Annotated in this window: 19 protein-coding genes; 5 read left to right on the top strand and 14 right to left on the bottom strand. The window is 68.0% G+C overall.

Annotation, left to right across the window (positions count from 1 at the left end; all coding sequences use genetic code 11):
• Positions 1–6: 6 nt before the first annotated feature.
• A complete protein-coding gene (locus VNJ48_RS10905) occupies positions 7–1,179 on the bottom strand; it encodes a site-specific DNA-methyltransferase (RefSeq protein ID WP_325601964.1) in 1,173 nt (390 codons plus the stop codon).
• A 158-nt stretch (positions 1,180–1,337) separates the two neighbouring features.
• Here VNJ48_RS10905 and VNJ48_RS10900 point away from each other — a divergent pair, with 158 nt between their 5' ends.
• Complete coding sequence (locus VNJ48_RS10900) at positions 1,338–2,795, top strand: phosphodiester glycosidase family protein (protein ID WP_325601962.1); 1,458 nt, start codon at positions 1,338–1,340, stop codon at positions 2,793–2,795.
• On the opposite strand, the gene VNJ48_RS10895 is transcribed toward VNJ48_RS10900, so the two are convergent.
• From VNJ48_RS10895 to VNJ48_RS10885, 3 genes are all read right to left on the bottom strand, one after another.
• On the bottom strand, positions 2,796–3,374 hold the full coding sequence (locus tag VNJ48_RS10895) for a hypothetical protein (protein WP_325601961.1): 579 nt from the start codon (positions 3,372–3,374) through the stop codon (positions 2,796–2,798).
• 407 nt (positions 3,375–3,781) lie between these two features.
• Positions 3,782–4,123, bottom strand: coding sequence for a hypothetical protein (locus VNJ48_RS10890; RefSeq protein ID WP_325601959.1), 342 nt, complete (start codon positions 4,121–4,123; stop codon positions 3,782–3,784).
• Between the two features lie 2 nt (positions 4,124–4,125).
• Entirely contained in the window at positions 4,126–9,750 is a 5,625-nt protein-coding gene (locus VNJ48_RS10885) for a polymorphic toxin-type HINT domain-containing protein (RefSeq protein ID WP_325601957.1), read from the bottom strand.
• Between the two features lie 1,755 nt (positions 9,751–11,505).
• Between VNJ48_RS10885 and VNJ48_RS10880 the strand changes: the two genes are divergently transcribed.
• Positions 11,506–11,913 carry a hypothetical protein gene (locus tag VNJ48_RS10880; protein ID WP_325601955.1) on the top strand — a complete coding sequence of 136 codons (408 nt, stop codon included), beginning with the start codon at positions 11,506–11,508 and terminating at the stop codon, positions 11,911–11,913.
• 86 nt (positions 11,914–11,999) lie between these two features.
• Here VNJ48_RS10880 and VNJ48_RS10875 read toward each other — a convergent pair whose 3' ends face one another.
• Both VNJ48_RS10875 and VNJ48_RS10870 read right to left on the bottom strand, forming a co-directional pair.
• Positions 12,000–12,452 (bottom strand): DUF4913 domain-containing protein, encoded by a 453-nt coding sequence (locus VNJ48_RS10875; RefSeq protein WP_325601953.1) that lies wholly within the window; start codon positions 12,450–12,452, stop codon positions 12,000–12,002.
• Complete coding sequence (locus VNJ48_RS10870; RefSeq protein WP_325601951.1) at positions 12,449–13,414, bottom strand: type IV secretory system conjugative DNA transfer family protein; 966 nt, start codon at positions 13,412–13,414, stop codon at positions 12,449–12,451. Before VNJ48_RS10870 ends, VNJ48_RS10875 begins: the two co-directional genes overlap by 4 nt.
• A 375-nt stretch (positions 13,415–13,789) precedes the next feature.
• On the opposite strand from VNJ48_RS10870, the gene VNJ48_RS10865 reads away from it, so the two are divergent.
• The gene (locus tag VNJ48_RS10865; protein WP_325601949.1) at positions 13,790–14,359 is read left to right on the top strand and encodes a mismatch-specific DNA-glycosylase; all 570 of its coding nucleotides are present in this window, start codon (positions 13,790–13,792) and stop codon (positions 14,357–14,359) included.
• On the opposite strand, the gene VNJ48_RS10860 is transcribed toward VNJ48_RS10865, so the two are convergent.
• The gene (locus tag VNJ48_RS10860) at positions 14,301–14,759 is read right to left on the bottom strand and encodes a hypothetical protein (protein ID WP_325601947.1); all 459 of its coding nucleotides are present in this window, start codon (positions 14,757–14,759) and stop codon (positions 14,301–14,303) included. The genes VNJ48_RS10865 and VNJ48_RS10860 overlap by 59 nt on opposite strands.
• A 152-nt stretch (positions 14,760–14,911) precedes the next feature.
• On the opposite strand from VNJ48_RS10860, the gene VNJ48_RS10855 reads away from it, so the two are divergent.
• Both VNJ48_RS10855 and VNJ48_RS10850 read left to right on the top strand, forming a co-directional pair.
• Complete coding sequence (locus VNJ48_RS10855; RefSeq protein WP_325601945.1) at positions 14,912–15,973, top strand: (p)ppGpp synthetase; 1,062 nt, start codon at positions 14,912–14,914, stop codon at positions 15,971–15,973.
• A complete protein-coding gene (locus VNJ48_RS10850; RefSeq protein WP_325601944.1) occupies positions 15,970–16,323 on the top strand; it encodes a hypothetical protein in 354 nt (117 codons plus the stop codon). Before VNJ48_RS10855 ends, VNJ48_RS10850 begins: the two co-directional genes overlap by 4 nt.
• 5 nt (positions 16,324–16,328) lie before the next feature.
• Here VNJ48_RS10850 and VNJ48_RS10845 read toward each other — a convergent pair whose 3' ends face one another.
• The 7 genes from VNJ48_RS10845 to VNJ48_RS10815 are packed head-to-tail and all read right to left on the bottom strand — an operon-like array spanning position 16,329 to position 24,260.
• Positions 16,329–17,330 carry a sugar phosphate isomerase/epimerase family protein gene (locus VNJ48_RS10845; protein WP_325601942.1) on the bottom strand — a complete coding sequence of 334 codons (1,002 nt, stop codon included), beginning with the start codon at positions 17,328–17,330 and terminating at the stop codon, positions 16,329–16,331.
• Positions 17,327–18,469, bottom strand: a complete 1,143-nt coding sequence (locus VNJ48_RS10840; protein WP_325601940.1) for a Gfo/Idh/MocA family oxidoreductase — start codon at positions 18,467–18,469, stop codon at positions 17,327–17,329. Before VNJ48_RS10840 ends, VNJ48_RS10845 begins: the two co-directional genes overlap by 4 nt.
• 1 nt (position 18,470) lies before the next feature.
• Positions 18,471–19,331 carry a sugar phosphate isomerase/epimerase family protein gene (locus tag VNJ48_RS10835; RefSeq protein ID WP_325601939.1) on the bottom strand — a complete coding sequence of 287 codons (861 nt, stop codon included), beginning with the start codon at positions 19,329–19,331 and terminating at the stop codon, positions 18,471–18,473.
• A gap of 3 nt (positions 19,332–19,334) precedes the next feature.
• Positions 19,335–20,591, bottom strand: a complete 1,257-nt coding sequence (locus VNJ48_RS10830) for a substrate-binding domain-containing protein (protein WP_325601937.1) — start codon at positions 20,589–20,591, stop codon at positions 19,335–19,337.
• The gene (locus VNJ48_RS10825) at positions 20,591–21,724 is read right to left on the bottom strand and encodes an ABC transporter permease (protein ID WP_325601935.1); all 1,134 of its coding nucleotides are present in this window, start codon (positions 21,722–21,724) and stop codon (positions 20,591–20,593) included. Before VNJ48_RS10825 ends, VNJ48_RS10830 begins: the two co-directional genes overlap by 1 nt.
• On the bottom strand, positions 21,721–22,734 hold the full coding sequence (locus tag VNJ48_RS10820; RefSeq protein ID WP_325601933.1) for an ABC transporter permease: 1,014 nt from the start codon (positions 22,732–22,734) through the stop codon (positions 21,721–21,723). Before VNJ48_RS10820 ends, VNJ48_RS10825 begins: the two co-directional genes overlap by 4 nt.
• On the bottom strand, positions 22,731–24,260 hold the full coding sequence (locus VNJ48_RS10815) for a sugar ABC transporter ATP-binding protein (protein WP_325601930.1): 1,530 nt from the start codon (positions 24,258–24,260) through the stop codon (positions 22,731–22,733). The genes VNJ48_RS10820 and VNJ48_RS10815 overlap by 4 nt, the downstream gene beginning before the upstream one ends.
• Positions 24,261–24,285: the final 25 nt, after the last annotated feature.

The raw sequence follows: 24,285 nt of genomic DNA, 5'->3' as shown, positions 1-24,285 counted from the left end.
CCGGGCTCAGCGGAGCTCGAGCCCACCACCGTGGAGCTCACTCACCGCGGCCAGCCGGGCGCGGGTGATGTCGGCGACCGTGGCGAGCCCGGCGTTCGCAGCGTTGGAGCCCGGCCGGGTCGGCTCGGCGGAGTTGATGCTGAGGCACGTGCGAGTCCCGCCGTCTCCCGTGTTGGCGATCACCACTGCGTGGCCGGTCGTCCCGCTTCCTGCGAAGGGGTCGAGCACCACCGCATCGGCCGGCATCGTGCCCAGGATCCGCCTGACCAGGCCGGTCGGCTTGGGTGACTCGAAGACGTGACCGACCAGGGCCTTGAGCTCGGCCACTGCGGTGTCGGTGGAGCCGATCTCCTCGGAGAGCCAGATCGTGGGCAGCTTCTTGCGTCGACCGCCCTCGCGGTGCAGCCAGTCCCGCTGGAAGACGTCGACCCGGGTCCCGGTCCGACCGGCGATCTCGCGGCACACCAGGTCGTCGGGACGTTGGTCGATGCGTGGCCGGGACCAACGCCACACCGCCGGTCGCCCGTCGCCGAAGACGGGCAGCACCTCGACGGCACCCTCGAAGGCGGTCGAGGCCACCTGACCGGTCACCGGGTCGCCGTACACGGGGAAGTGCAGGGTCGGAGCGGTGACCGGGTTGAACTTCTTGTTGGTGTTGCGCAGCGGAAGGTGCCGGAACGCCCGGCCGTCCTCGGTGCTCTGTCCGAAGTCGGCCGCGTCGACGGTGTCGTGGCTGCTCGCGTCCAGGACGCACTGCTTCGCGTCGCGGGCGTAGACCATGACGTATTCGTGGCTCGTCGCGAACCCCCCGCCCAGCTGTCGCCCCTTGGGGTTGAGGTTCACCACGACCTGGGCCCGGAAGTTGGCCTCGCCGAAGACCTCGTCGAGCAGCAGCCGCAGGTACGCCGCCTCGTTGTCGTCGATGCTGACGTAGATCGCGCCCCGGGCCGACAGGACCTCGCGCATCGCCACGAGCCGGGGGCGCATCATGTCCACCCAGGCCGCGTGCCGGCCGGCCGGGCCCCCGCGATCGGTGCGGAAGGAGTCGGCATAGGCGAAGTCGTTGCCGGTGTTGTAGGGCGGGTCGGTGTAGATGAGGTCGACACTCCCGGGCTGGATCGTGGCCAGCACGTCGAGGTTGTCGCCCTCGATGAAGACGTTGTCCACGCGCTGGTCCACGGCGGGCAGCCTAGTGCGACAACCAACGGGCGGGACGGATCGTCTCCCTCCTTGTGACGACATCCGAACGACCCTGCGAACGTCCGGGCGGACGACCGGGCGACGACACACCCCGTGACTGCGCGATCCGCCACCGGTGCCGACCTACTGTGGAGCGTGTGTTTGCCTCGAACCGATTGACCTCGTCCCTGCTCGGCGGCGCCCTGGCGTGCTGTCTCGTCGCTGTCCCGGTGTCGGTCTCTGCCGGTGTGTCCCGGTCGACGACTGCCAACGACCTCGTCAGCGGCGACGATCGCTTGGACCGCCGTGGCCTGGGTCCACTACAACGGCGTGCGCTGCGCGAGCGCGGCACAGTCATGAGCGAACCGGGGCAGACGTCCGACGGCGTCCCGGGACTGGTGGCCCCCCGGCTCCCCCGCAACGCCCGCGCCACGCCGCCGACCGTCACGAGCGACGCCACCTACGAGATCGCCCCCGGCATGACGATCCGCGAGTGGGACCAGTCGGACGCGCGCGGCCCGATCCGCGCCAACCTGCTGACCATCGACCTCAACGCCCCCAACATCGCCGTCGACTACCTCGGCCCTCCCTATGCCGTCCGCCGCCAGACCGTCAGCCAGATGGGGGCGGCCGAAGGCGTGATCGGCGCCGTCAACGGTGACTTCTTCGACATCTCCGACACCGGCGCAGCGCTTGGGGTCGGGGTGGACCGCGAGCGCGGGGTGCTCCACGGCTCGACCGCGGGCTGGATCCCGGAGAACGCCTCCTTCTACCTCGACGCTGCCGGCACCCCGCAGATCGGACCGATGGCGACCAAGACCAAGCTGCGGCAGCGGCCGCGCTGGCAGTTCAGTGGCCTCAACGCCCCGACCGTCGCCGACAACTCGATCGGTCTCTACACGACCGACTGGGGCTGGACCAAGGGCTACTCGGTGACCGACGGTGACACCAAGCAGGTCCGCGAGGTGGTCGTCGTCGACGGCAAGATCGTCTCCAACAAGGGCGCGTTGTCCAAGGGCCGCAAGGTCAAGGGCCAGGTGATGATCGGCCGTGGGTCGGCCGCCAAGCTGCTCAAGACACTCGAGGTGGGCCGCAAGGCGACCTTCAAGTTCAAGGCCAAGCCGGGCGCCCTGGTGGCCGTGTCGGGAGACCGACCGCTGCTGCTGAACGGCGTCCGGACGGTCATCAACGATCGGCTCATGCATCCGCGCACCGCCGTCGGCATCGACGTCGACGGCCGCAAGCTGCTCTTCCTGGTCATCGACGGGCGCTCCACCGTGAGCCGCGGCTACACCATGGTCGAGCTCGCCAACATGATGCAGGCGCTGGGCGCCGAGAGCGCCTTGAACTTCGACGGTGGCGGGTCCTCGACGCTGTACTCACGCAAGGTGACCGGCGAGATGGGCGTGATCAACGAGCCCTCCGACGGGTTGGTGGAGCGCAAGGTGCCCAACGGGGTCGCGATCTACTACCACGCGGCCTTCCCGCCGATCGTGCCGCCGCCACCGCCGCCACCACCGCCCGCACCGACTCCCACGCCGACTCCGACGCCGACGCCGACCCCGACGCCGACCCCGACGCCGGTGCCTACGCCGACACCGACGCCCGCCCGTTGATCAGACGTCCTCGACGAGGAACAACGCCACCGACGTGACCGGCACCAGGCACTGGACGCTGGACTTGGGCATCGGGGCGGAGGCCTGGATGCCGTCGAACGTCTTCTCCCAGTCCACTGTCGTCGGCCTGTCACAGCCCACGGCCACGACCGAACCGAAGAGCGTGCTGCCGGCCGGGACCTGCACGTCCTTGACCGCTGCCCGCACGTCGGCGGCCAGCCTGGGGTCGAACCCGGCGAGGAAGGTGTCGACAGCCTGAGCGTCGACCAGCGCGCTGGCGAGCTGCGAGGTGTCTTCGTCGACGTTGGAGGTGCTGACGATGAGCGCCTGCCCGGGCTCGACCGTGTCACCGACCGGCATGCTTGCCCCCGATCCTTCCGACGAGCTGTCCTCGGAGTCGGTGGGGCTTGCGGACTCCGAGGCGGACTCGGAGGTGGACTCGGAGCTGCTGGCCGAGGAGTCGGTCGCGCTCGTCGGCTCCTCGCTCTCACTGCTGCCACACGCCCCGAGGGCCGTCAGCAACAACACGCAGGAGGCAAGAGTGGCGGCGTTCAGGCGGCGGTCTGGTCGTGGGCTCACGTGGACCTCACTGGGTGAGAAGGGTCGGACTCGATGGCAGTTGGACGATAGTGCCACCGCGAAGGTTCCGTCCGGCGCCCTGAGGCTCGTGCCGAGGAGGAGAGGATCGTTCGAGCTGCTCGTTCCAGGCTGAACGGGGAGCAATTGTGGGCTACGCCTGTCTGTACCCCTCCTTCCGCCTTGCAGTGCCGTGTCCCCTGACAGAACGATAGTTATCGGTTGAAAAGGGACGGGAGTAGCAATAGATGCAAGAACTCCCTCCCCGGGACGTGGAGAGCGTTCGAGCAGGTCAGAGGCATGTTGGACACTCTCGTGCGCCGAGGCGTGGCACCGAACGCCGGCACTGACGGCCGACCCGTCATGGGAGGCAGAATGAAATTCCTCCGGTCACGCCAGGCTGGGCTGAATCAGCGCTCCGCTGTTGCCTCTGCTCCCAGATAGCGGAGCAGGAGCTCGATCAGATTCTTGGACGCACGGTCAGATTGCTCGGGCGATAGTACCGAGAGTCCTGCCCGCCCCGCCTGCTCACTCTGTGCGAGAGCCACGATGGTCGACCAATGAAACGAAGACTCTCGGCCAAGGACCTGGGACGCTACCCAGTCCTTGAAACCGTCGAGCTCGTTGCTACCAGCGCCCGCCACGAAACCTTCGATGTAGGCGACGAGAGCTCCGTAGCACTGCTCAGGAAGAAGCATCCCCGGGCGTGCATCCAATGCCCGCAGTACCTCGACCAGCTCCGATTCCTGCATGACTAGAACCCGAAGTTGATGTCGTCTGCGTACTTGAACTGAGCCTTGAAGTCGGGGATCGACATCCCCGATGTTCCCGTGAAACCGTCGTACACGCGACCATCGCGAACCACGACGTAGTGCTCAGCCCAGAGCCCACTAGGGTTGTTCGTCGACGGACCCATCCGCGGTCCGCCAGCGGGCCGGATGGGCACAATATCGCCGCCGATCATGTCTTGGATTTCCCGGGCACACGCCAGACAGTTGTCGTCAGTCGGCTTTGGCCAGCCGCACTCGTTCGTATTGTGGACGAGAATCTCTGCCGCACCTACATGGTACGTGTGTATGCCTTGCACACTCAGGTTGTAAGCCAAACCTTCGCGCTCGGTTGCCAGGGCCAAGCCGGAGACCTCGATGGTTCGGCCGTCTGCGCTGAGGACCCGTTCGCCGGCGGAGAGCTGGTCAGCGCGCTCGAACTCCTGGTCGGTGACAGACCAGAATGGGTGATCTTCTGTGGTCGTGATGACCTCGCCGTCGACGAGCAGGTCCGTGACGGTGTCGTCGTGAACCCACACATGAGTGACCGTCTTGGACTTTTGTACGCCGGTCACCGGGTTGGTGGCGATTACCTTGTCGCCAACTTCCACGTCCTCGATCGCCTTTTTGGTCCCATCTGCCATGAGCACGACGGTTGAGCCCCCGAACGAGCAGGGGCCTGCTAGCCGTCTGGACTTCCCGAGGATTCGTCCTGCTTTGATTAGTGCTCCGACGGCCCCGGTGACGCCAGGAACCCCTCCCCATTCACCAAGTAGGTACAAGCCAGATTGTCGGTTTGTGCCGAGGCGGTCGTTGATGCTGTCGGAAGCTGATGAGCCGACGTTGATGTCGATGGCGCCGCTCAGTGTGGCCACCGTCATAACCGGGTTCGCGTTGCTGGCGAAGAAGTCGAAGGTCGAGCCCGCTCCAGAGGCCAATCCGCCAGCCCAGTCGCGGTAGTTTCCGATGTCGCGCGTCGGGGAGTAGTTGGCGATAGGAAAGGGGTCGTAGGCGATCGCGCAGCTTTCGTCCCCGTAGCACTCCGTGTTCTGCGCCTCTTCTTCGTGTGTTATCCCGTCCTCGTCGGGGATGTTTGCAGAAACGCCGGCGCTACCTTCGCCGTCGTCGACGTTGAGCCCGGACGGGTCGCTGAGGGTGGTTGGGTTGTTGCGTGAGTAGGAGTAGGGGTTGAGATTTTGTGGGTCATAGGCGACCAGAACTGGGTCTGGGTTCACGAACACGTTGAGGTCGCTGGAGTAGATCCGGTGCCCGAGCTGGATCGTGTTGGGGTCGAATCCTGCCAGTGATCTCTTGTTCAGGTAGCCGCGGTCTCCAGGGGCCGGGGTTCCGCCGAGCCGTTTCCCGAAGGGCTCGTAGTTGGAGTAGACCTCGGGGCTTCTGGTGGCCCCTGCCGGGATGTCTTCGGCGGCAGTGAGGCGGACGCTGCCTTGTTGGTCAGCCATCAGGTACGTCCAGGCGGTCCCGGTGATCGAGGCGGCTGCTTGGCCGGCGTGCGAGAAAGTGCGAACCGCTGTCGGTGCCGTGCCCGGCGTCACTGAAATCGTGAGGTCGTCGAGTGTCAGCGTCGTGCTGCCAGCTCCGTACTCGGCGAGCAGCGCTCCGTCAGCGTCGTAGGCCCGGGACCGGGTCGTCGTGCCGGACGTCATGGTGGCGATGCGGCCCTGTGGGTCGTAGGTGTAGTCGATGGTGGGACGACCGTTGCGCACGGACTTCGTGATGTTTCCGGCGGCGTCGTAAGACAGGGTGGCTGCCGCGACCACCGGCCGGGTTGGGAAGGTGCCATCGTTGTACTGGCTGGTGACGTCCGTCGCCGCGTGCGGTGAGCCTGGTCGGCCGTAGTTCCAACGACGAGTTGTCGTGCCGAAACGGTTGTACTTGGCGATCCAATGCTTGTTGGACTCGGTGGTCAGCCGATTGCCTTCATAGGCGTAGTTCAAGTCCTCGCCAAGCAGTAGGTTTTCGCTCGATGGCGTGGGGGCTGAGCAGGTCCCGTTAGCGTCGGGGACCCTGGACCAGGCCGCTACGAGCCGGTTGAGGCCGTCGTAGGCGTTGCATTGGACTTCGTTCTGGACCGTGTTGGGCTTGGCTTGGGTGTTCGTCGCCGTCAGTTGGGTGTGGGTGAGGTTGTCGGTGTCGTCCCAACTGAGCCGGTAGTCGTAGGTGCTCCAGCGGGTGGCGTGCTTGACCCTGCTGGCTCGACCGGTCGCGTCTTCGTACCCGTAGGTCGTTGCGGCCATCACGTTGGCGAGTCCCGCGGTGGTGGCAATGAGCTTGTTGTCGTTGGCGAAGGACGACTGCCCGATGATCCGGCCACCAAAAATCTGGGTGCTGTCGAGGAGCGGGGCGTCAGGGTTGTAATGGTGCGTCAGCTTCATCGATGGGACGTTTGCGGTCGCGGTGTAGGAGGTCGCGACTGGCATGTCTGCGTGGTTGTAGAAGTGGTTGGTGGTGGTACTGCCGGTCTCTGGTGATGTGATGCCCAGCAAGGCGTTCGGGTACTCGATGGTGGTCGACGCTGCATTGCCTCTTGCGTCGTAGCCGCCGACCTTGCGGGTGAAGACACGATCGGTGCCGTCGGCGCGGGTGTGGGTTCGAGTGAAGACCAATCGCCCGATCGAGTTCGCGACGCCGACGTCGTAACCCCACTCGGTCAGGACGTTGCCGCCAGAGGTGCTCTGAGTGGGGCGGTCAAGGAAGTCGTAGGCAGTGGCAAAGGTCCGGCCGCCGGCGTCAGTACTTTCGATGACGTTGCCGTTGAGGTCGTAACGGATGGTGGAGGTGCCGGTGTCAGGGTCAGTGGCTGCGGTTCGGCGTCCGGCGAGGTCATAGGTGTACGTCCACGCGGACTCGGTCGTGGACCCCACTGCGGAGTGGATGGTCTTGAGCTGGCCGGCTGCGGTGTAGGCGTACCGGGCCGCCTGGCCGAGTGTGGCTTCAGACGCCGAGGTGAACTGGGCCACACGGGTGGTCTGGCCGCGGCCGTTGATCTCGGTGCGGGACCAGCCACCGCGCGCCGGCTTGGTCAGGATGCGGTCGCCGAAGTAGTCGGTGCGGTGGCTGCTGAAACCGGTGGGGACGGTTCGCTTGGTGCGCACCACCCTGCCAGCGCCGTCGTACATGGTTTCGACGACGTTGGCGACATCAGCTGGGTTGGGGTTCAGCGGCTCGACATCGGCGTTCGGGGTCACGCCGTTGGGTACGGCGGGCATGGAGTAACGGACGCGGCCGAGGCTGTCGTAGCCAGTAACCGTGACAACACGCCCCGGGTTGGTGGTCGTGGCCGTGCCGGTGCTGTCCTTGCCGTCGCCCTGGGTGACGTGGGTTTCGATGCTTCGCCCCCACGCGTCGTAGAACTGCCAGACCCGGTCAACTTTGGCGTCATAGCGTTGAATGGTCGTCGTCACCCGCGGGACGATGGGGTTCTGCTGGGCGTCCCGCAGGTTGGCGTACGTCATCTGCATCGACGGGGTGGGGTCGCCAGCGTTGCCGGGGAGACGGACTGTGGTCAGGCGGCCGAGTCCGTCGTGGGTCATTGTGGTGATGGCGCCGTTGGGATCAAGGACCTTGATGGCCTGTCCGCGTCCGGGATCAAGGGTCGTCGTGGAGGCGTGCGCGAGCGCATTGGTCTCGAAGAGTTCTGTGACGACGTCACGCATGGTGCCGGCTGTCTGGTAGAGCGTCTTGCTGGTGTGGCCGCGCGCGTTCGTAGAATGCTTTATGCGTCCGAGGCTGTCGTAGGCGTAGCCGTGACGGGCGGTTTCGGTGGCGTTGAGCTTGACGTCTTCACGGACCAGGTTGCCGATCGTGACGGCCGGGTTCGTGCCGGCCACCTCGTTGTCGTAGAGCCGGTCTGTCTGCGCGGTCAGTGTTCCCGTGTTACAGGCACCGTCCCAGACCTGGGTGCGGCCAGGCACAAGGAGCCAGAGTTCGTCGGAGCTCTTCCAGGTAGCTGTGGTGCACACGGGTGCCAGCCCGGCGCCGTCGTCCACCGTTGAGGTGATGGCACCCGTCGTGACGCCGCGGTTCGATGTCCCGCTGCTGGCCACGGTGTACACCTGACTGCGGGTCCGGTCGGTACCAGTGCCAATGAGTCGGGTATGGGTGCGGGTCAGTTTCGGGTACACCAGATGCGCTGAGCGCGCGCCGGTCGAGGCTGGGCTGGCGGTCTCAAAGTTGCCGTACTCGTGATACGTCGTCTCGAGCGGGGTGCTCGCCCGGTCCGGTCCCGCGACGGGTGTATTGAAGTCGCGGGTGCCGGACAAGGTTTGCGTCTCCGCTGTGCGCCCCGCCAGCCAGTACTGGTCCAGGGGCTCATTCTCCGCCTGGGTGTACTCCTCAGAGTCGAGCCTTGCTACTACGGGGTCGCCTGCGAGGTTGAGGCGTGAGCCGTGCATGCCGCGGAAGCGAGTGACCCGCTGCTCGGCGAGTGTCTCGCCGGTCAGGTGTCGTTGGTCGGATTCCAAGTTGGTGACCTTGGTGGTCTCATAGCCGCGCCAGTCGTCCCAGGTCTCGTCGTCGACACCGGCGTTGAGGTTGTTGCTGAACCGCCACGCGGGTGCGCCCAGGTAGTGGTAGTCGGTGACCTGCCACTCCCCCAGCACCGAGGGCCCTTCGGGGGCGCCGTTGCCCGGGTAGTGCGGCGGGTTGTCGTAGCCCAAAGCGCGGTCGCTCAACGCGACCCGGCGCACCAAGTACTTGTGAAACCACTCCCACGAGGGGCCGTTGATCCGTTGCGCGAAGCAGTCCTGCTTCATCTCCCAACGATCCCGGCCAGTGACCTCATTCGGGGTGCAGCGGTGGTTGCCAGGATCCGCGTCATCGCCAGCGACGTTCGGCGTGTTGTCTCCTGCTTGGCCGTAAGAGACCTGGATCCGGCCGCCGTACTCGGTGAGGATCGCCTGGATCCGGGGCTTGTGCAGTGACCGCTGCCCGTCTGGGACCACGACTCGGTTCTGGTCCATCACCCAGTTGAATTCGACTTTGGGCATCGTCTCGGCGCCTTGGCCGTTGCGGCCTTCACGCCTGATGGAGTCAAGCCACAGGTGGGGTTCCTCGACGCCGTCGGTCGCCCTGGGAAAGTCGTGGTTCAGTTCGTAGACGTCGACGACGCGCTCGCCTTGGCCTGAGGGCCGGACCTGGGTGGTGACCTTGTTGTACCGATTCGTAGAGAAAAATGTCGGCGAGTTGTTGGCGCATGGGCTGTCGGGCCCGCAGATCAGTGTGGTCGGCACGTCTGGATATGCCTGTGCGGTGTCGGCGGTCGGTGCCGGGCAGTTGACAGACGGATCCATCCTCGCGGCGGCGCAACGCTGCACCGAGTCGAGCAGGACTTCGGCGCGTGCAATGCCGTCGTCGAAGGCGTAGCGAAGACGCGTCAGGCGCCCGGCGCGGTGATAGGGCGTGAGGACCTGAGCAGGGCCTCGCTTGTAGTGGTTGGTCTCGACGGCGTAGTCGTAGATGACTCTGTTGCCGTGGCGATCGGTGACCTCGTCAAGGTTCCAGCGCCACCCTTGATTGCACCAGCTGGTGGCGAAGGTCCCGTCCGCGCATGGTTCGCCCGAGTTGTTGCCGAAGACCGGCACCGTCCACACGGACTCGGACTGGGTCGCAGCGCCGAACCTGTAGGTCGTGCCGTCAGGTGTGCGGACGGTGAACGACTCGCCGTCGTTGTCGGAGTTGTTGGGTCGCGGGTTGCCGGTGGTGTTGCGGGTGACCTGCCAGCCGGGGTCGATTCGCAACCGGAACTCGTTCGGCTGGCCGTTGATCGGGATCAACTCGGAGGATTGACCGTTGAGGACCAGGCGTAGGTCCTCGACCAGATGTGGCCCGTTGGTCTTCCAGCACAAGTCCCCAGAGTTCTCGCCATCGTCGCCGCACGACGCATAGGACCGGGTGACGAAACTATGGCCCATCGACCAGCCCAAGCCTTCGGCGGAGCCCTGCCCATTGGTGTTGAGAGTCATCGCATCAACAGAGCCCGACGAGTACGCCAACCCCAGCGACGGTGCCCCCGTCAGCTGGGGGTCCGGCAACTCGAAGTCGTAGCTGTAACTGAACTCGCCGGAACCGACGCCGACCTGCCACCCCGCTGAGACCGGCAACGGGTTGGCCTTGTAGGAGCCTTCACTGCCTGCCACGGCGTAGGTCATGGAGGTCGATTGAGTTTCCGTTGGGCCCTCGGCAGTTGCCGGTTGCTCCTGCGCAACACCCTGCTCGTCCACCCGCGTCGGCGGTGCCGCCTGAAGGGCGGCCGTCATCGGTGACGTCTCGAAGGTAACGACGCCCGGACGGTCCTTGCCGATCAGCTCTGGTGTCTGGCCTGGAGCGGTCAGGACCGCCAACTGACAATCTGCAAGCTCATCGCCGCACAAGTCGGACCCGAGCTCAGTCACCTCCAGGGAGTCGGTCCACACCCCACCGAACGCGTTCGCCGCAGCGCCCATGGATACGCGGATGTCCAATGCCGGGACCACGACTTCGGGCATCTGGGCTGGGACGCCGGGAGCGACCTCGCCGATGTCGGCGGGCAGGGAGGAGACCTCGACTGCGACAACCCCCGTGCCTAGCTCGGGCGCCCACCGCGTGGAGATCTGGACCGGAACCCGACGGGAGGCCTCGACAAGAGCGGACTGGCGTACCTCTACCGGCGTGCCGGGGACCTTGCGCCACACAGCAGCCGGCACCACGGTGCCGGTGCCAGCCATGTCCACGTCGCGCCAGCTCGGACCAGGCAACCGTTCGAGAGACTGCCCCTGCTCCTCTGCAGGCGCAACAGGCAGCGGCACAGCCGCAACCTCCGGGACACCGGCCGGCAACCCCATGTCTTCGAGGAAGCGATCAGCTCTGGCCTTGAACTTGGCGTGCGCCTCGGCGTCGCTATCGGCCGCCACGGCTGGTGCAACCGCTACCGTTTGCAGGAGCGTGACCGCAACCACCCCACTGATGCATGCGGACAGCAAACGAAGCTTCATTCAGTTCTCCCGAGACGCAGAAAAGCGGCCCCACGCGGCCGCTGCGCAAACCATGGCTCTACGCCCTGACTACGGTCAATGGGCCGGTGGGGCTATGGCGCAATCATGCGGCGTCTGCTACAGGTCCGTCCGGCCAGGGTTCAGGTCCGCGGGTGCTGCCCACCGAGCTGTTTCCCGCCTGGCGCCCGCTAGAGATGTTCACGGCAGCAACGCACTGCGGCGGCGGCTGATAGGACGAGAAGGTGCGATTCCCCAGCGCGCGCCTGGATTATCCGCATCGGCAATCGGTGTCTGGATAACGGTCGGCCGGGACGCTCACCTTTACCCACGCCGAAATCAATGTATGTTCCGACCACACACCTAGCGGGGGAAACCATGAAGAAGATCGTCGCGATCGCCACCGTCACCAGCGCCCTCATCTTTGGCGGGCTCGTCGCACCAGCGCAGGCCGCCGACCCCACCACCCCACCCGAATGCGACCAGGCAGTCCAGGAGTGGCGCGACCGGGCCACGTTCTGGGAAGGCAAGTTCGTCATCACCGACCACAACCTCGGGCTCGCTATGGACACTCTTCGCGCCGAGTGGGCCAAGAGCGCCGCCCTCCGCGCGAACGTCACCTCACTCGAGGCCAGCGCGGTCAGCCTCCGCACAACAGTCGCCACCCTCGACGCCACCGTGGCTGATCTGCGAGTCGACGTCGCTGCCGCCGAGCAGGTTGCCGAACGGCGCGGCGACACCCTCAAGCGGCTTCGCGCCAAGATTCGCCAGCTTCGTCGTCGCTGACCGGACGCCACCCCGTCATGACCTACCGCCCGGACGAACGGCCCGATGTCGAGGTGTGATCGACGGCGTACTTGGGGATCTATCCATCATTCGATAGATCGTGCCCGCACGTCGGGGAACAGGCTTTCGGGGGGTGGTGTGTAGGGCAGCGGGGATCCGTGATCGGAGGTGTCCGAGGACTTGCCGAATCGTCCTTCGTCAGAGAACAAGACCGTGAGGTGGTGGTCAGCGTGATCACGCAGCCAGACGCTCATGCCGGTGGCTGGGTCCAGGCGTAGGTGCTCCCATGCCCGCCACAGCGCTTCGAGACGGATCACTGCTTCGGGGTAGCGCCACCACTCGGCATCCCATCGCGAAGCGTTGCGTGCAGCAACCTTGCGGCGGAAGACCGGGACGATGATCTCGCGGACGAACTCGTCGACGGAGCCGTACTGGAGCTCCGGTGTGGCCTCGGCCGCGGGGGCCGCGTCAGCGGCAGGGAGGTCGGGGTCAGGGGTCCAGTCGTCGGGGTCGTCGGCCCATTCGCCGATCGCGTTCATCTCGACACCTCCTGCATCCCCGAGAGGGTGGCCAGGTCCTCCTGGACCCGGAGGAGTTCCTCGTCGGCTTCACGCAACGTCTTCTGGGCCTCGGGGTCGTGGGCCTTGATCGAGTCGCGGATTGCGTCAGCGTGGGGGCCGGTCATCCAGGGCATGGTCTCCCCGATGGTGGCGCGGTTGCCGGAGGAGAGCACGATGGCGCGGCCCTTGGGCAGTGCCGCGAGGTCGTCGACCTCCATGATCAGGTCGCGCTGCAGTTGCCGGCTGGTAGTGACCCCAGACGACCCGAAGACCCCACCAGCGCCCGCCTTGGAAGACGTGGAGCGGGTGAGCTTGTCGTAGCCGACCAGCTTGGAGAGGTCGTCGAGGAACGCGACCTCGCTCACGCCGCCGCCGTAGACCTTCACGTTGGCGCTCGACCACAGCTTCTTCATTCCGCGTTCGCCGGAGACCTCCACGCCTTGCGAGTAGGACTGCAAGATCGTCATGAGCACGATCCCGCGGGAGCCGAAGTGGCTGTAGAGGTCGGGCAGGTCGCGCCACCGGCAGACATTCGCTGCCTCGTCGAGCACGGCCAGCAGCGGGACTTTCAGTCGGCCGCCCTGGTCGACGGCGTAGGCCTCGGCGGCCTCGACGACGGCGACAGTGAGTGCGGCGACCAGGCCTCCGGCGGAGCCCTTGCCCTCCTTGGAGAGGCTGTAGAGGGTGCCGCCGTTGCGGACGAACTTCTCGGGGTCGAAGTGACGCCGGCTGGCGGGTCCACCGGTCTCGGTGATCCAGGGTTCGACGCTGCGTGATCGCGGGCACCGCGCCATCTGCTTAGCGGTGCCATATACGCCGTCGCGTTGCTCGTCGGGGGCGTCGATGACGTCGGAGAGACCGTCCGCGATCAGGTCGTAGCCGTGGGCGCGGAGGATCTCGACGGGTGCTTCCTCGGTCGGTCGCGTGGTCCACCGGTACACGCCAGTGACAGGTCGACCGTCCAGGACGGCCGCCAGCAGCAGCCCGGTCAGCAGGTCCTTGCCCCTCGGGTTCGAAGTAGGCGTCGCTCTTGGCGTCCGCTGGGCGCGACGACGAGGCGAACAGGTCGGCAAGAGTCTCGGCGGTCACGTCGCGGGTCGCGTCGACGATGTCACGCTTGTTCGAGGTGACGAGTACGGCTCCGGGGGCGTTGAGCAACGCCGGGATGGCGCGTGAGGTGGTTTTGCCGGTGCGGGGTCCCCAGATGTCGAGGTGGGTGTCCTCCCATGATCCGGCCAGGACGCCCCTGGTGGCCACGGCGCGGCCGATGGTGACACCGGGATGGGTCTCTGGGCCGACGCCTAGGCTGAGCGGCTATGGCCCGCTTCACCCGCGCACAGCTCGAGTCCTTCCGCGACGCAGTGGTCCCCGACCTGCTCGGCCCGGACCTGCGCCTGTTGTTCGTCGGCATCAACCCAGGCCTGTGGACGGCGGCCACGCAGACCCACTTCGCGCACCCGGCGAACCGCTTCTATCCCGCGCTCCTGCAGGCGGGCGTCATCGACCGGCCGATCGACGCAGCCGACGGTATGGACGAGGCGGACCGCGACTACTTCCGTTCACGTGGGCTCGGCATCACCAATCTCGCGCCGCGAGCGACCGCACGTGCCGACGAGCTGGGCGCCGAGGAGCTGCGCGCCGGCGGAGAGCGGCTGGTCGCACTGGTCACCGAGCGAGCACCGCATGTCGTCGCGGTGGCCGGCATCACTGCCTACCGCCGGGCGTTCGGGGTGCCGAAGGCCGCCCTCGGGCGCCAGCCGGAGCCGTTCGGCGGGGCCGTCCTGTGGGTCGTGCCCAACCCCAGTGGCCTCAACGCCCATCACACGGTCACCTCGCTGGCGGCGGCGTACGCCGAGCCCGCGCGGGCCGCGGGGGTCCTGGACTGAGCCCTGGACTGAGCCCTGGCAGCTCGATGAGCTCACCCTCGAACACCTCGTCGCCGTCGACGATGAGCAGCACCGGCCCCCTGCCCCTCGATCCGGGCACCTCGACGCACCCGTCGAGGCGGTGCGGCGCGCCGAGGAACTCCGCGATGAGGAAGCGCAGCCACTGACCGGCCGCATCCACCCGGGCTCGGCTCGGAGCCAGCACGAGGCAACAGCCGTCGGCGCACGGCACCCACGGCGACGCCACCGCCGGTTGCCCGGGCCACATCCGGGTGACGCCGCCCTCCGCCAGCGCGGGCAGCTCCCCGTGCTCGGGGACCGAGTGACGGCAGAAGCCGGACAGGAAGACCACGTCGCTGGCGTCGATGGCCGGCATGACGCGGAGCCGTAGTCGTTGCATCGGGGTGCTCCTTGGTGAGGGTGCCGTGACCTCCCTCCTTCCTGTTCGGGGCCTTGGCCAATCCCCCGCGATCGCGGCTGTGGAGGGACCGCGCCCACCGCCACGAGGCACCGCCGGGTGCGAAGCGGGGCCAGACACGGCAGGCTGTGCCTGTGCCGTCATCCGACCAACCCGCCCAGCTTCTCGTTCCGGCGCCGGCCGCCCGGCCGGTGCGGGAGGCCGTGCGCGCCTACGCCACTCGCCAACCGGGGCTGGTCGCGCCGACCGAGCGCTTCGTCGAGCTGATCACCACCCTGCTCGACGACGCGGGCATCAACTACCTCAGCGTCACCGGCCGGACCAAGAGCGTGGCCTCCTTCGCTGCCAAGGCGGCACGCGTCGTCGACGACCAGCTGCTGTACCCCGATCCGCTCAACCAGGTCACGGACCAGATCGGGGTCCGGGTCATCACCTACGTCCACGCGGACGTGGCCGCCGTCGCCGAGCTGCTCGACGACGAGCTGACGATCCTCGACGACCGCGACATGGGCCAGGAGACGGCCAGCGCCGGCGGCTTCGGCTACGCCAGCCGCCACCTGCTGGTGACACCTGACCCCGATGACCCCGACGGCGGCGAGGATCACCAGGCGCCGTACGCCGCAGTGCGGGGCCACCGCGCCAGCGTGCAGGTCCGCACCGTGCTGCAGCACGCGTGGGCCGAGTTCGAGCACGACATCCGCTACAAGGGCACCGTCCCGGAGGAATACGTCCCCGACCTGGACCGCCGCTTCACCCTGGCCGCCGGCCTGCTCGAGCTGGCCGACCGAGAGTTCTCCACCATCCGCGAGCGTCTCCAGGCCGTCGGGCCGGTCTCGCCGGAGGACTCCGATCCCAGCGATCCGCGGATCAGCGGCAAGGAGCTCGCAGCCTTCCTTGCCGGGCAGTATGCCGACGCTGGGTGGTCGCACACCGATCACTACGAGTGGATCGGCGGACTGCTCCTCGAGCTCGGCATCACCTCGCTCGACGAGCTCGGCGCGCTCCTGACCTCGGTCGACCCCGACGCCATCATCCGGCGCATGGGCTACCGCTATCCCGCCGGCGCCGTGCGGCGCCTCGACGACGCGCTGCTCGCGATCTTCGGCCAGCAGTACGTCGACCTGCGGGGCAACTCCCACCGCGTGGCCAAGCTCACCGCTCGGCTGGAGACGATGCACGCCGCGGACGACTCATGACCGAGCCCGCACAGCCTCCCCGCCGGCGTCACCTGATGGACCCCGACGCACCGCGCCCCGTGCGCGACCGGGCCGCGGAGGACAAGAACCTGACCCGCGTGCAGCGCTGGGTCATGTCGGCGCTCGTCGTCACCACGATCTTCCACCTGGTGATGGGCCTGATCATCGCCGCGCTGTTCCTGGACGACCCTCGTCCCGGCGCCCGGGTCGGGCTCTGCCTCATCGCCGGCGCCTTCGGCGTCATCGCGGTCGCCCTCGCCCTGATGATCCACGGCAAGCGGCCGATCTCACCCTGGCTGGTGCTCGGCCTGGTCCCGTCCGCGATCGGCATCGCGCTCGCCTACCGCTGAGCGGCTCAGTCCTGGGTGAAGGCAGCGTCAAAGGCCCGGGTCGGCCGGTCGAAGTCGAACTGCTTGAGGTGGGCCAGCGCCTCGGGGGCACCGTGCAGCCGGTCCATGCCGGCGTCCTCCCACTCGACCGAGATCGGGCCGTCGTAGCCGATCGCGCCCAACGCCCGGAAGCAGTCCTCCCAGGGCACGTCGCCACGCCCGGCGGTGACGAAGTCCCAGCCGCGGCGCTGGTCGCCCCACGGGAGGTGGGACGACAGCACGCCGTTGCGGCCGCCACCGAGGCGCATCCGGGTGTCCTTGCAGTCGACGTGGTAGATCCGGTCGGCGAAGTCGGTGATGAACGCGACGGGGTCCAGGTCCTGCCACATCATGTGGCTGGGGTCCCAGTTGAGGCCGAAGGCGGGACGGTGGCCGATCGCCTCCAGCGTCCGCGTCGTCGACCAGTAGTCGTAGGCGATCTCCGAGGGGTGCACCTCGTGGGCGAAGCGGACCCCACACTCGTCGAAGACGTCGAGGATCGGGTTCCACCGGTCGGCGAAGTCGGTGTATCCCGCCTCGATCACACTGGCCGGCACCGGTGGGAACATGGCGACGTACTGCCAGATCGCGGAACCGGTGAAACCGACCACGGTGTCGACGCCGAGACGCTGCGCCAGTCTCGCCGTGTGCTGCATCTCCTCCGCCGCGCGAGCGCGGACTCCGTCCGGCGTCCCGTCGCCCCACACCCGAGGGCCGACGATGGCCTGGTGCCGGAAGTCGATCGGGTCGTCGCACACGGCCTGACCGGTGAGGTGGTTGGAGATGGCCCACACCTTCAGCCCGTGGCGTTCGAGGACGGAGAGCCGGTCGGCGACGTAGTCGTCGTCGTCCCAGCGCCAAGCGTCGAGGTGCTCGCCGGAGACGGCGATCTCCAGCCCGTCGTAGCCCCAGCCGGCGGCGTGGGCCGCCACCTCCTCCAGCGTGAGGTCGGCCCACTGGCCGGTGAACAGGGTGTAGGGACGGCTCATGACGGCTCCTCCAGCGAGACGGTTGCCCCCGAGCGTGCCGCACTGTCCTCGATGGCCGCCAGCACGCGTTGTACGGCGAGGCCGTCGGCGAAGCTCGGGGAGGGCTCCGTCCCGACAGCGATCGCCGCGAGGAAGTCGGCTGCCTGGTTGGTGAAGGTGCTGTCCCACCCCAGGACGTGACCCGGTGGCCACCAGGATTCGACGTAGGGATGGTGCGCCTCGGTGGCCAGGACCCGGGTGAAGCCGGCGCTGCCGTCGAGGCAGACGTGGAGCTCGTTGAGCGACTCGAGGGAGAAGCGAAGCGCACCGAGGCTGCCGTACACCTCGATCGTCAGTGCGTTCTTCTGCCCTGTCGCCATGCGGCTGACCTCGATGCTGGCCACGGTGCCGGTCGTGGTCCACAACGTTGCCCAAGCGGCGTCGTCGACGGTCACGGCCTCGGGCCCGCCGTCGCCGACCCGCTCGCCGACGAACGTCTCGAGCAGCCCCGACGCGGTGGCGATGTCGGCACCGAGCAGGTAGCGCACCTGGTCGACCGCGTGCGAGCCGAGGTCACCCAGCGCGCCGGAGCCGGCCGCATCCTTGCGCATCCGCCAGGTCATCGGTGCTGAGTCGTCGACGAGCCAGTCCTGGAGGTAGGACACCCGCACCTGGCGTACCGTCCCGAGCCGGCCGCCCGCGATCAGGTCGCGTGCCATCGCCAGTGCGGGCACTCGCCGGTAGTTGAACCCCACCATGGCGAGGACGCCACGCGTCGCGGCCTGTGCGGCCGCCGCCACCATCGCCTCGGCCTCGCTGATCGAGTTCGCGAGCGGCTTCTCGACCAGCACGTGCTTGCCGGCGGCCAGCGCGGCGATCGCGATCTCACAGTGGAGGTGGCCGGGCACACAGATGTCCACGATGTCGACGCTGTCGTCCTCGATCACGGACCGCCAGTCCGTGGCCGCGCGCGACCAGCCGTAGCGGGAGGCGGCCTCGGCCACCTGCGCCGGGTCCCGGCCGACGAGCACCTCCTGGCGGACGGTCGGCACCCCGGGGTGGAAGGCGCCCACATTTCGCCAGGCGTTGGAGTGGGCCTTGCCCATGAAGGCGTAGCCGATCACGGCCACGCCCACCGAGTCGGCCGGCGCCTCATTCATGTCAGTCCTCGTCTCGTGCGGTCAGGGACCTCAGGAAGGCCAGCCCGTCGCGGGCCAGGTCGTCCTGGGTGGCGGCCAGCGGCCGCCAGATCGACGCCGCCATGGCGATGGCGGCGTTGTCGGCAGTGAAGCTCTCGATGTTCAGCGGGCCCTCGTAGCCGACGTCATCGAGCGCTGCGACCAGCGCCGGCCAGTCCGTCTGGTCGCCACCCGGCGCCCCGCGGTCGGAGCCGCACACCTGGACGTGCACCAGACGCTCACCGGCCGCGTGGATGGCCGCAGGAGTCGAGCGCTCCTCGATGTTGAGGTGATAGCTGTCCAGCGCCAGGCCCACCGTGCTCGGCACTCCGTCGAGCAGGTCGAGGCCTTGCGCCACCGTGTTGACCAGTGACGTCTCGTAGCGGTTGAGCGGCTCGATGCCGATCACCACGCCCCGCTCCCCCGCGTGGTCGGCGACGGGGGCGATGTTGGCCCGCCATTCGGCGTACGCCTCGAGCCGCTCCTCGGCCGACATCCGCCAGACACGGCCGGTCGAGGCATAGAACGGGCCGCACACTGCTGGGGCGCCCACGCCGTGAGCGAGATCGATGCACGCGCGCAGATAGTCCTGTGTGGCCGCGATGCTCGTCGGCCCCGTGGCGACGAGGTCGCGACCTGGAGCCATCGCGCCCACGACGTAGGCCGCCAGCCCGGTCCGCTCGAGAGCGGCCCCGACCACGTCGACGCTCAGGTCGCCGACGTTCTCCAGCGGGAGCTCGACCGCGTCGAACCCCAGGTCGGCGACGTGGATGAGCACGTCGCCGACCACGGCGTCGGTCAGGGGAGAGACCCAGACCCACGTGTTGATGCCGATGGCGGGCACGGCTCAGCGGTCCTGCCAGGCCTCCGGGAAGCCCGGGAGGTCCTCGCCGCCGAACTTGGCGTAGTGGCCGTCAGGCATGCCGTCGTTGGCCTCGAGGAAGTCGGCACGCTCGTCCTCGGTGATCGGGGTCTGCGGGAGCACCCACTCCTTCGGGACCTCCTCGCCGGCGAAGATCTTCTCGACGGCGAGGAGCGGCGTGCGCCACTGGAAGTTGGAGTAGACGGGCGCCAGGCCGGTGAGCCCGGTGTCCTCCCACTTGCGCAGGAAGCTCATCTCGTCCTCGCCGGTCATCACCGGGTAGTCGACCCCGGCGTCCTCGAAGGCCTCGATCGCAGCGACGGCGCCGTCGCCGGCGTCCATCCAGACACCGTGGACCTCGCCCTGGTTGAGCGCGTCGGTGATGTAGCTCTTGATCTCGGTCGGGTCGGCACCGGTGAAGAAGTCGTCGGCCTCGATGCCGTTCTCCTCGAAGATCTTCTGGGCCGCGGCCCAGCGGGTCTCCAGGACGTCGACGCCGGGCAGGATGCGCAGCGCGATGACCTTGTCGCCCTCCTCGAGGTTGTCGACGAGGAACTCAGCGGTGTCGATCCCCCACGCGTAGCCGCCGATCGGGTGGATGAAGGTGGTGGCGCAGTCGGTCTCGACCCCACGGTCGAAGACGATGACGGGCTTGCCGGTCTCGCAGGCACGCTCCACACCTGGCGTCAGCGCAGCCGTGGAGTTGGGCGAGATCACGAAGGCGTCGCAGTTGCCCTCGGAGATGAAGTAGTCGATGTCCGCGAGCTGCCTGTTGTCGTCGTCCTGGGCGTCGCGCACCTCCATCTCGGAGATGACGCCCTTGTCCTGGAGCGCCTCGAGCTGCTGGTTCATCGTGATGAAGCCGGTCTGGCGCCACGGGTTGCTGACGGAGGCGTTGGCGAAGCAGACCTTCTTGGCACCCTCCGACGCGAACTTGGCCGTGTCGGTCATCTCGCCGTCGATGTACTGCAGCCAGGGCTCGGACTCGTCGCCCTCGAAGGTGGCGGACCGCTGGGCGTCCTGCTCGTCGTAGTCGGCCTGCACGAACCATTCGCTGTCGCTGCCGCTCTCCGGGCTCGACTCCTCGGAGGTCGGTTCCTCCGTGGCCGTCTCGGTGGTCGTCTCCGTCGCCGTGGTGTCGGCCGGGTCGTCGACGTCATCGGTGCTGCAGCCAGCCAGCACCGCCAGCACTAGCAGTGCTGACGAGGTGGACGCGAACGTCCTCCTGATGGGTGTGCGCATCAGTGTTCTCCTGTGGTTGCGCCCGCAGTGGGCTGGTTGGGTGTGGAGTTGCTCGAGAGATCTGTGGGGGCGGTCGTACGCCGCGGGCGCCGACCCACCTGCCAGGCGCGCGCGGAGACCGCGACGGCGACGATGATGATCAGCCCCTGCACCGTGTCGCGCCACGTGGACGGCACGCCGAGCGAGCTGAGCAGGGTGAACAGCAGCTCGAGGGCGAACGCGCCTGCCGCCGCGGAGAGCACCCAGCCGCGACCGCCGCCGAGCAGCACGCCGCCGAGGACGACCGCGGTGATCGCGGTGAACTCGTAGCCGGCGCCAACGGACGGGTGCACACCGGCATAGCCGACGAGCAGGATGCCGGCGACCGTGGCCGAGAGGGACGACAGCACGAAAGCACGGGTCTTGTAGGACCACAGCGGAGCCCCCGAGTAGTTCGTCGCCTCCGGGTTGTCACCGATGGCCACCAGCGTGCGACCGAAGGGCCGGCGCATGAGCCAGACCGAGGCCGCCGCCAGCACGACCAGGATGATGAGGGGGTACGGGATGATGTCGACGACCGGGACGTCCTCGATGCCGCCTCGGCCGATCTGGCGGAAGTCGTCCACCGGGTTGCCGCTGGCCGCCCCACCGGTGATGTAGCGGACGAGCCCGGACAGCGCCAGCATCATGCCGAGCGTGACGATGAAGCTCGGCACCTTGAGCAGCGTCGTGACCAGGCCGTTGACGATCCCGATCAGGGCGCCGACGGCCAGCATCAGCGCGATCCCGGGGACGATCCGCGACTGGTCGTCGCCGATGAAGTTGCCGGCGAGGACCACTTGGGTCGCGACGACGGCGCCCATGGACAGGTCGAACTCGCCGCTGACGATGACGTAGTACTGCCCCATCGCCGCGATCGCGATCGGTGCCGTGCGACCGGCGAACCGGATGAGCGCACCCGGGTCGGTGAAGTTGGGGTTGGAGATCATGATCGAGACGAGGAGCACCGCAACGAGGACGAAGACCGCCCCGCCCGGCGTGGCCATCCCGGCCGCGAACCGGGCGCCGAACCCGCCCTGGTGCCGCGGGATCTCGGGCCGGGCTGCCGTCTCGGTCGTGGTGATGGCCGTGATGCCCGTGGTGGGGGTGCTCATCGTGCCTCCTGGAGGGCGGCGTCGAGCGGGCTGGGCCGGTCGAACCGCGGGGGTCGGGCGTCGATCTCCCGGCGCGCGTAGACCGCGACGGCAGCGACGATGACGAGCCCGCGGACCACGTCGCGCAGGAACGGGTTGACCTCCATCACGCCCATGACGTTGTCGATGACGGCGAAGATCGCGACGCCGGCCAGGGTGCCGGCGATGTTGCCCTTGCCGCCGGCCAGCAGGGTGCCGCCGAGGACCACGGCCGCGATGGACATCAGGTCGTAGCCACCCTGGGAGCCGATCGTCGGGTTCCCGACGCTGAGTCGGGCGAGCAGCAGCAGCCCGGCGACGGCAGCCAGCGCGGAGCAGATCACGTGGGCGGCGATCACGGGCACGGAGGTCCGCAGGCCGGAGAGCCGCGCGACGTCGGCGTTGCCGCCGACGGCGTACAGGTGGTGCCCCAGGCGACTGCGGCGCAGCATCACGATGACGAGCACCGCGCACCCGAGCATGATCAGCGTCGAGATGGGCACCGGCCCGATCCGCGTCGCGTCGAGCAGCCGGAAGTCGCGAGGAGCACTGCCGTGGCTGCCCTTGTAGTTGCTCGCGAGGTAGCCGGAGATGATCAGCCCGGTGCCGAGGGTGGCGATGAAGCCGTGCACGTGGAGGAACGTGACGATCAGCCCGTTGACCAGGCCGATGGCCAGGCCCAGCAGCAGCGTCACCAGCACCGCAGGCACGATGTTGCCCGACTCACCGGCCATGACTCCGCCACCGACCACGCTGGCCAGGCTCACGACGAACGGCACCGAGAGGTCGAGCGAGCCGCCGAGGATCACCAGGGTCTGCCCGATGGCGATGAAGCCCAGGATGCTGGTGGCCGTGAGGATGTTGTCGACGTTGCCGATGCTGAAGAAGTTGCGGCCGTTGGCAGCCGTGAGGCCGGCGCCGACGACGATCGCCACGACCAGCACGCCGTAGACGATGGTGGTCGAGGTGATGGGGCCGAGTCGGGACCTCATGAGGCCACCTGCTCAGGGCTCGACGCGCCCGTCGCCATGGTGAGGACGTCTTCCTCGGACGACCCGCCGGGCAGCTCGCCGGCGATCCGTCCGTCCTTCATGACCACGATGCGATCGGACATGCCGATCACCTCCGGAAGCTCGCTGGAGACCATGAGTACGGCGACGCCCTCGGCGGCCAGGCTGCGCATGACCTCGTAGATCGCGTGCTTGGCGCCGACATCGATGCCGCGAGTCGGCTCGTCCATGAGCACGACGCCGGGGTTCGCGGCCAGCCACCTGGCCAGCACCACCTTCTGCTGGTTGCCGCCCGAGAGGAACTGCGCCTCCTGGGCCAAGGAGCGCGCTGAGACGGCCAGCGTCGACAACGTGCCCGGGACGACGGATCGTGCTGCCGCGACGCGGCTGGGGAAGACCGCCCGCACGACGCCCAGCGCGTTGTCCAGGATCGACTGGCGGAGCGCGAGCCCGGTCGCCTTGCGGTCCTCGGTGATCAGGGCGAGCCCATGACGGACGGCCTGACGCGGCGTACGGATGGAGACGCGCTTGCCCTCCAGGGCCAGCGTGCCGCGCGTGAAGGGCGTGACCCCGAAGATCCCCTCGAGGAGCTCGGTACGTCCGGAGCCCTGGAGCCCAGCGATGCCCACGATCTCGCCGCCGCGCAGGGTGAGGTCGACCCCGTCGACATACCCGTTGCCGACGCCGCTCAGCTCGAGCCGCGGCTCTCCGGCCGCCGTCCCGTCGAGGGCATCAGGGAAGAACGACGACATCGACCGCCCGACCATCAGCCGCACGAGAGCCCCCTCGTCGAGCTCGGCGACTGGGTGGGTGGCGACCTGCACCCCGTCCTTGAGGACGGTGATGGTGTCGCAGAGGTCGAAGATCTCCTTGAGACGGTGGGAGACGTAGATGATGGCGACGCCCCGCTCGGCGAGCCGCCGGATGATCGTGTAGAGCAGCTCCACCTCGTGGTCAGCAAGCGCTGCGGTCGGCTCGTCCATCTGGATGATCCGGGCGTCGAAGCTGACGGCCTTCGCGATCTCCACGACCTGCTGCTCGGCGACCGAGAGCGAACGGACGCGCCGGCTCGCGCGGAGCCCGGTGATGCCGAGCCCCGACAACAGCTCGTCCGTGGCCGCTGCCATCGCCGTGGTGTCGACGAGCCCACGACGCCGAGGTTCGCGGCCGAGCCAGATGTTCTCCGCGACCGAGCGCTCCGGCAGCAGGTTGAACTCCTGGAAGACCGTCGAGAGTCCGGCCTGCTGCGCCTGGACCGGGTGGCTGAAGCTCACTTCCTCACCGCCGACCTCGATCGTCCCTCCGTCCGGCTGGTGCACCCCGGCGAGGATCTTCATCAGGGTCGACTTGCCGGCGCCGTTCTCCCCGACGAGACCCAGCACCTGTCCTGGCACCAGCTCGAGGGACGCGTCCTGCAGGACCAGGTTGCCGACGAAGCTCTTGGTGAGTCCGCGCACGGTGAGCACCGGGGTGCTTGCGGGCCCGGCCGCCATCGTGTCGTTGTCCACGGAACGAGGGTGGCACGCGTCACAC

It is taken from the genome of Nocardioides sp., assembly GCF_035576065.1.
Lineage (GTDB): Bacteria > Actinomycetota > Actinomycetes > Propionibacteriales > Nocardioidaceae > Nocardioides.
The sequence above is the reverse complement of the archived record's forward strand: the minus strand, read 5'-3'. Positions and strand labels throughout refer to the sequence as shown.

Excerpts from the sequence above, each read along its gene's own strand:
- VNJ48_RS10840 (WP_325601940.1), bottom strand. The coding sequence starts at position 18,469 with ATGAATGAGGCGCCGGCCGACTCGGTGGGCGTGGCCGTGATCGGCTAC.
- VNJ48_RS10825 (WP_325601935.1), bottom strand. The coding sequence starts at position 21,724 with ATGAGCACCCCCACCACGGGCATCACGGCCATCACCACGACCGAGACG.
- VNJ48_RS10875 (WP_325601953.1), bottom strand. The coding sequence starts at position 12,452 with ATGAACGCGATCGGCGAATGGGCCGACGACCCCGACGACTGGACCCCT.
- VNJ48_RS10860 (WP_325601947.1), bottom strand. The coding sequence starts at position 14,759 with ATGCAACGACTACGGCTCCGCGTCATGCCGGCCATCGACGCCAGCGAC.
- VNJ48_RS10820 (WP_325601933.1), bottom strand. The coding sequence starts at position 22,734 with ATGAGGTCCCGACTCGGCCCCATCACCTCGACCACCATCGTCTACGGC.
- VNJ48_RS10880 (WP_325601955.1), top strand. The coding sequence starts at position 11,506 with ATGAAGAAGATCGTCGCGATCGCCACCGTCACCAGCGCCCTCATCTTT.
- VNJ48_RS10890 (WP_325601959.1), bottom strand. The coding sequence starts at position 4,123 with ATGCAGGAATCGGAGCTGGTCGAGGTACTGCGGGCATTGGATGCACGC.
- VNJ48_RS10830 (WP_325601937.1), bottom strand. The coding sequence starts at position 20,591 with ATGCGCACACCCATCAGGAGGACGTTCGCGTCCACCTCGTCAGCACTG.
- VNJ48_RS10865 (WP_325601949.1), top strand. The coding sequence starts at position 13,790 with ATGGCCCGCTTCACCCGCGCACAGCTCGAGTCCTTCCGCGACGCAGTG.
- VNJ48_RS10845 (WP_325601942.1), bottom strand. The coding sequence starts at position 17,330 with ATGAGCCGTCCCTACACCCTGTTCACCGGCCAGTGGGCCGACCTCACG.
- VNJ48_RS10850 (WP_325601944.1), top strand. The coding sequence starts at position 15,970 with ATGACCGAGCCCGCACAGCCTCCCCGCCGGCGTCACCTGATGGACCCC.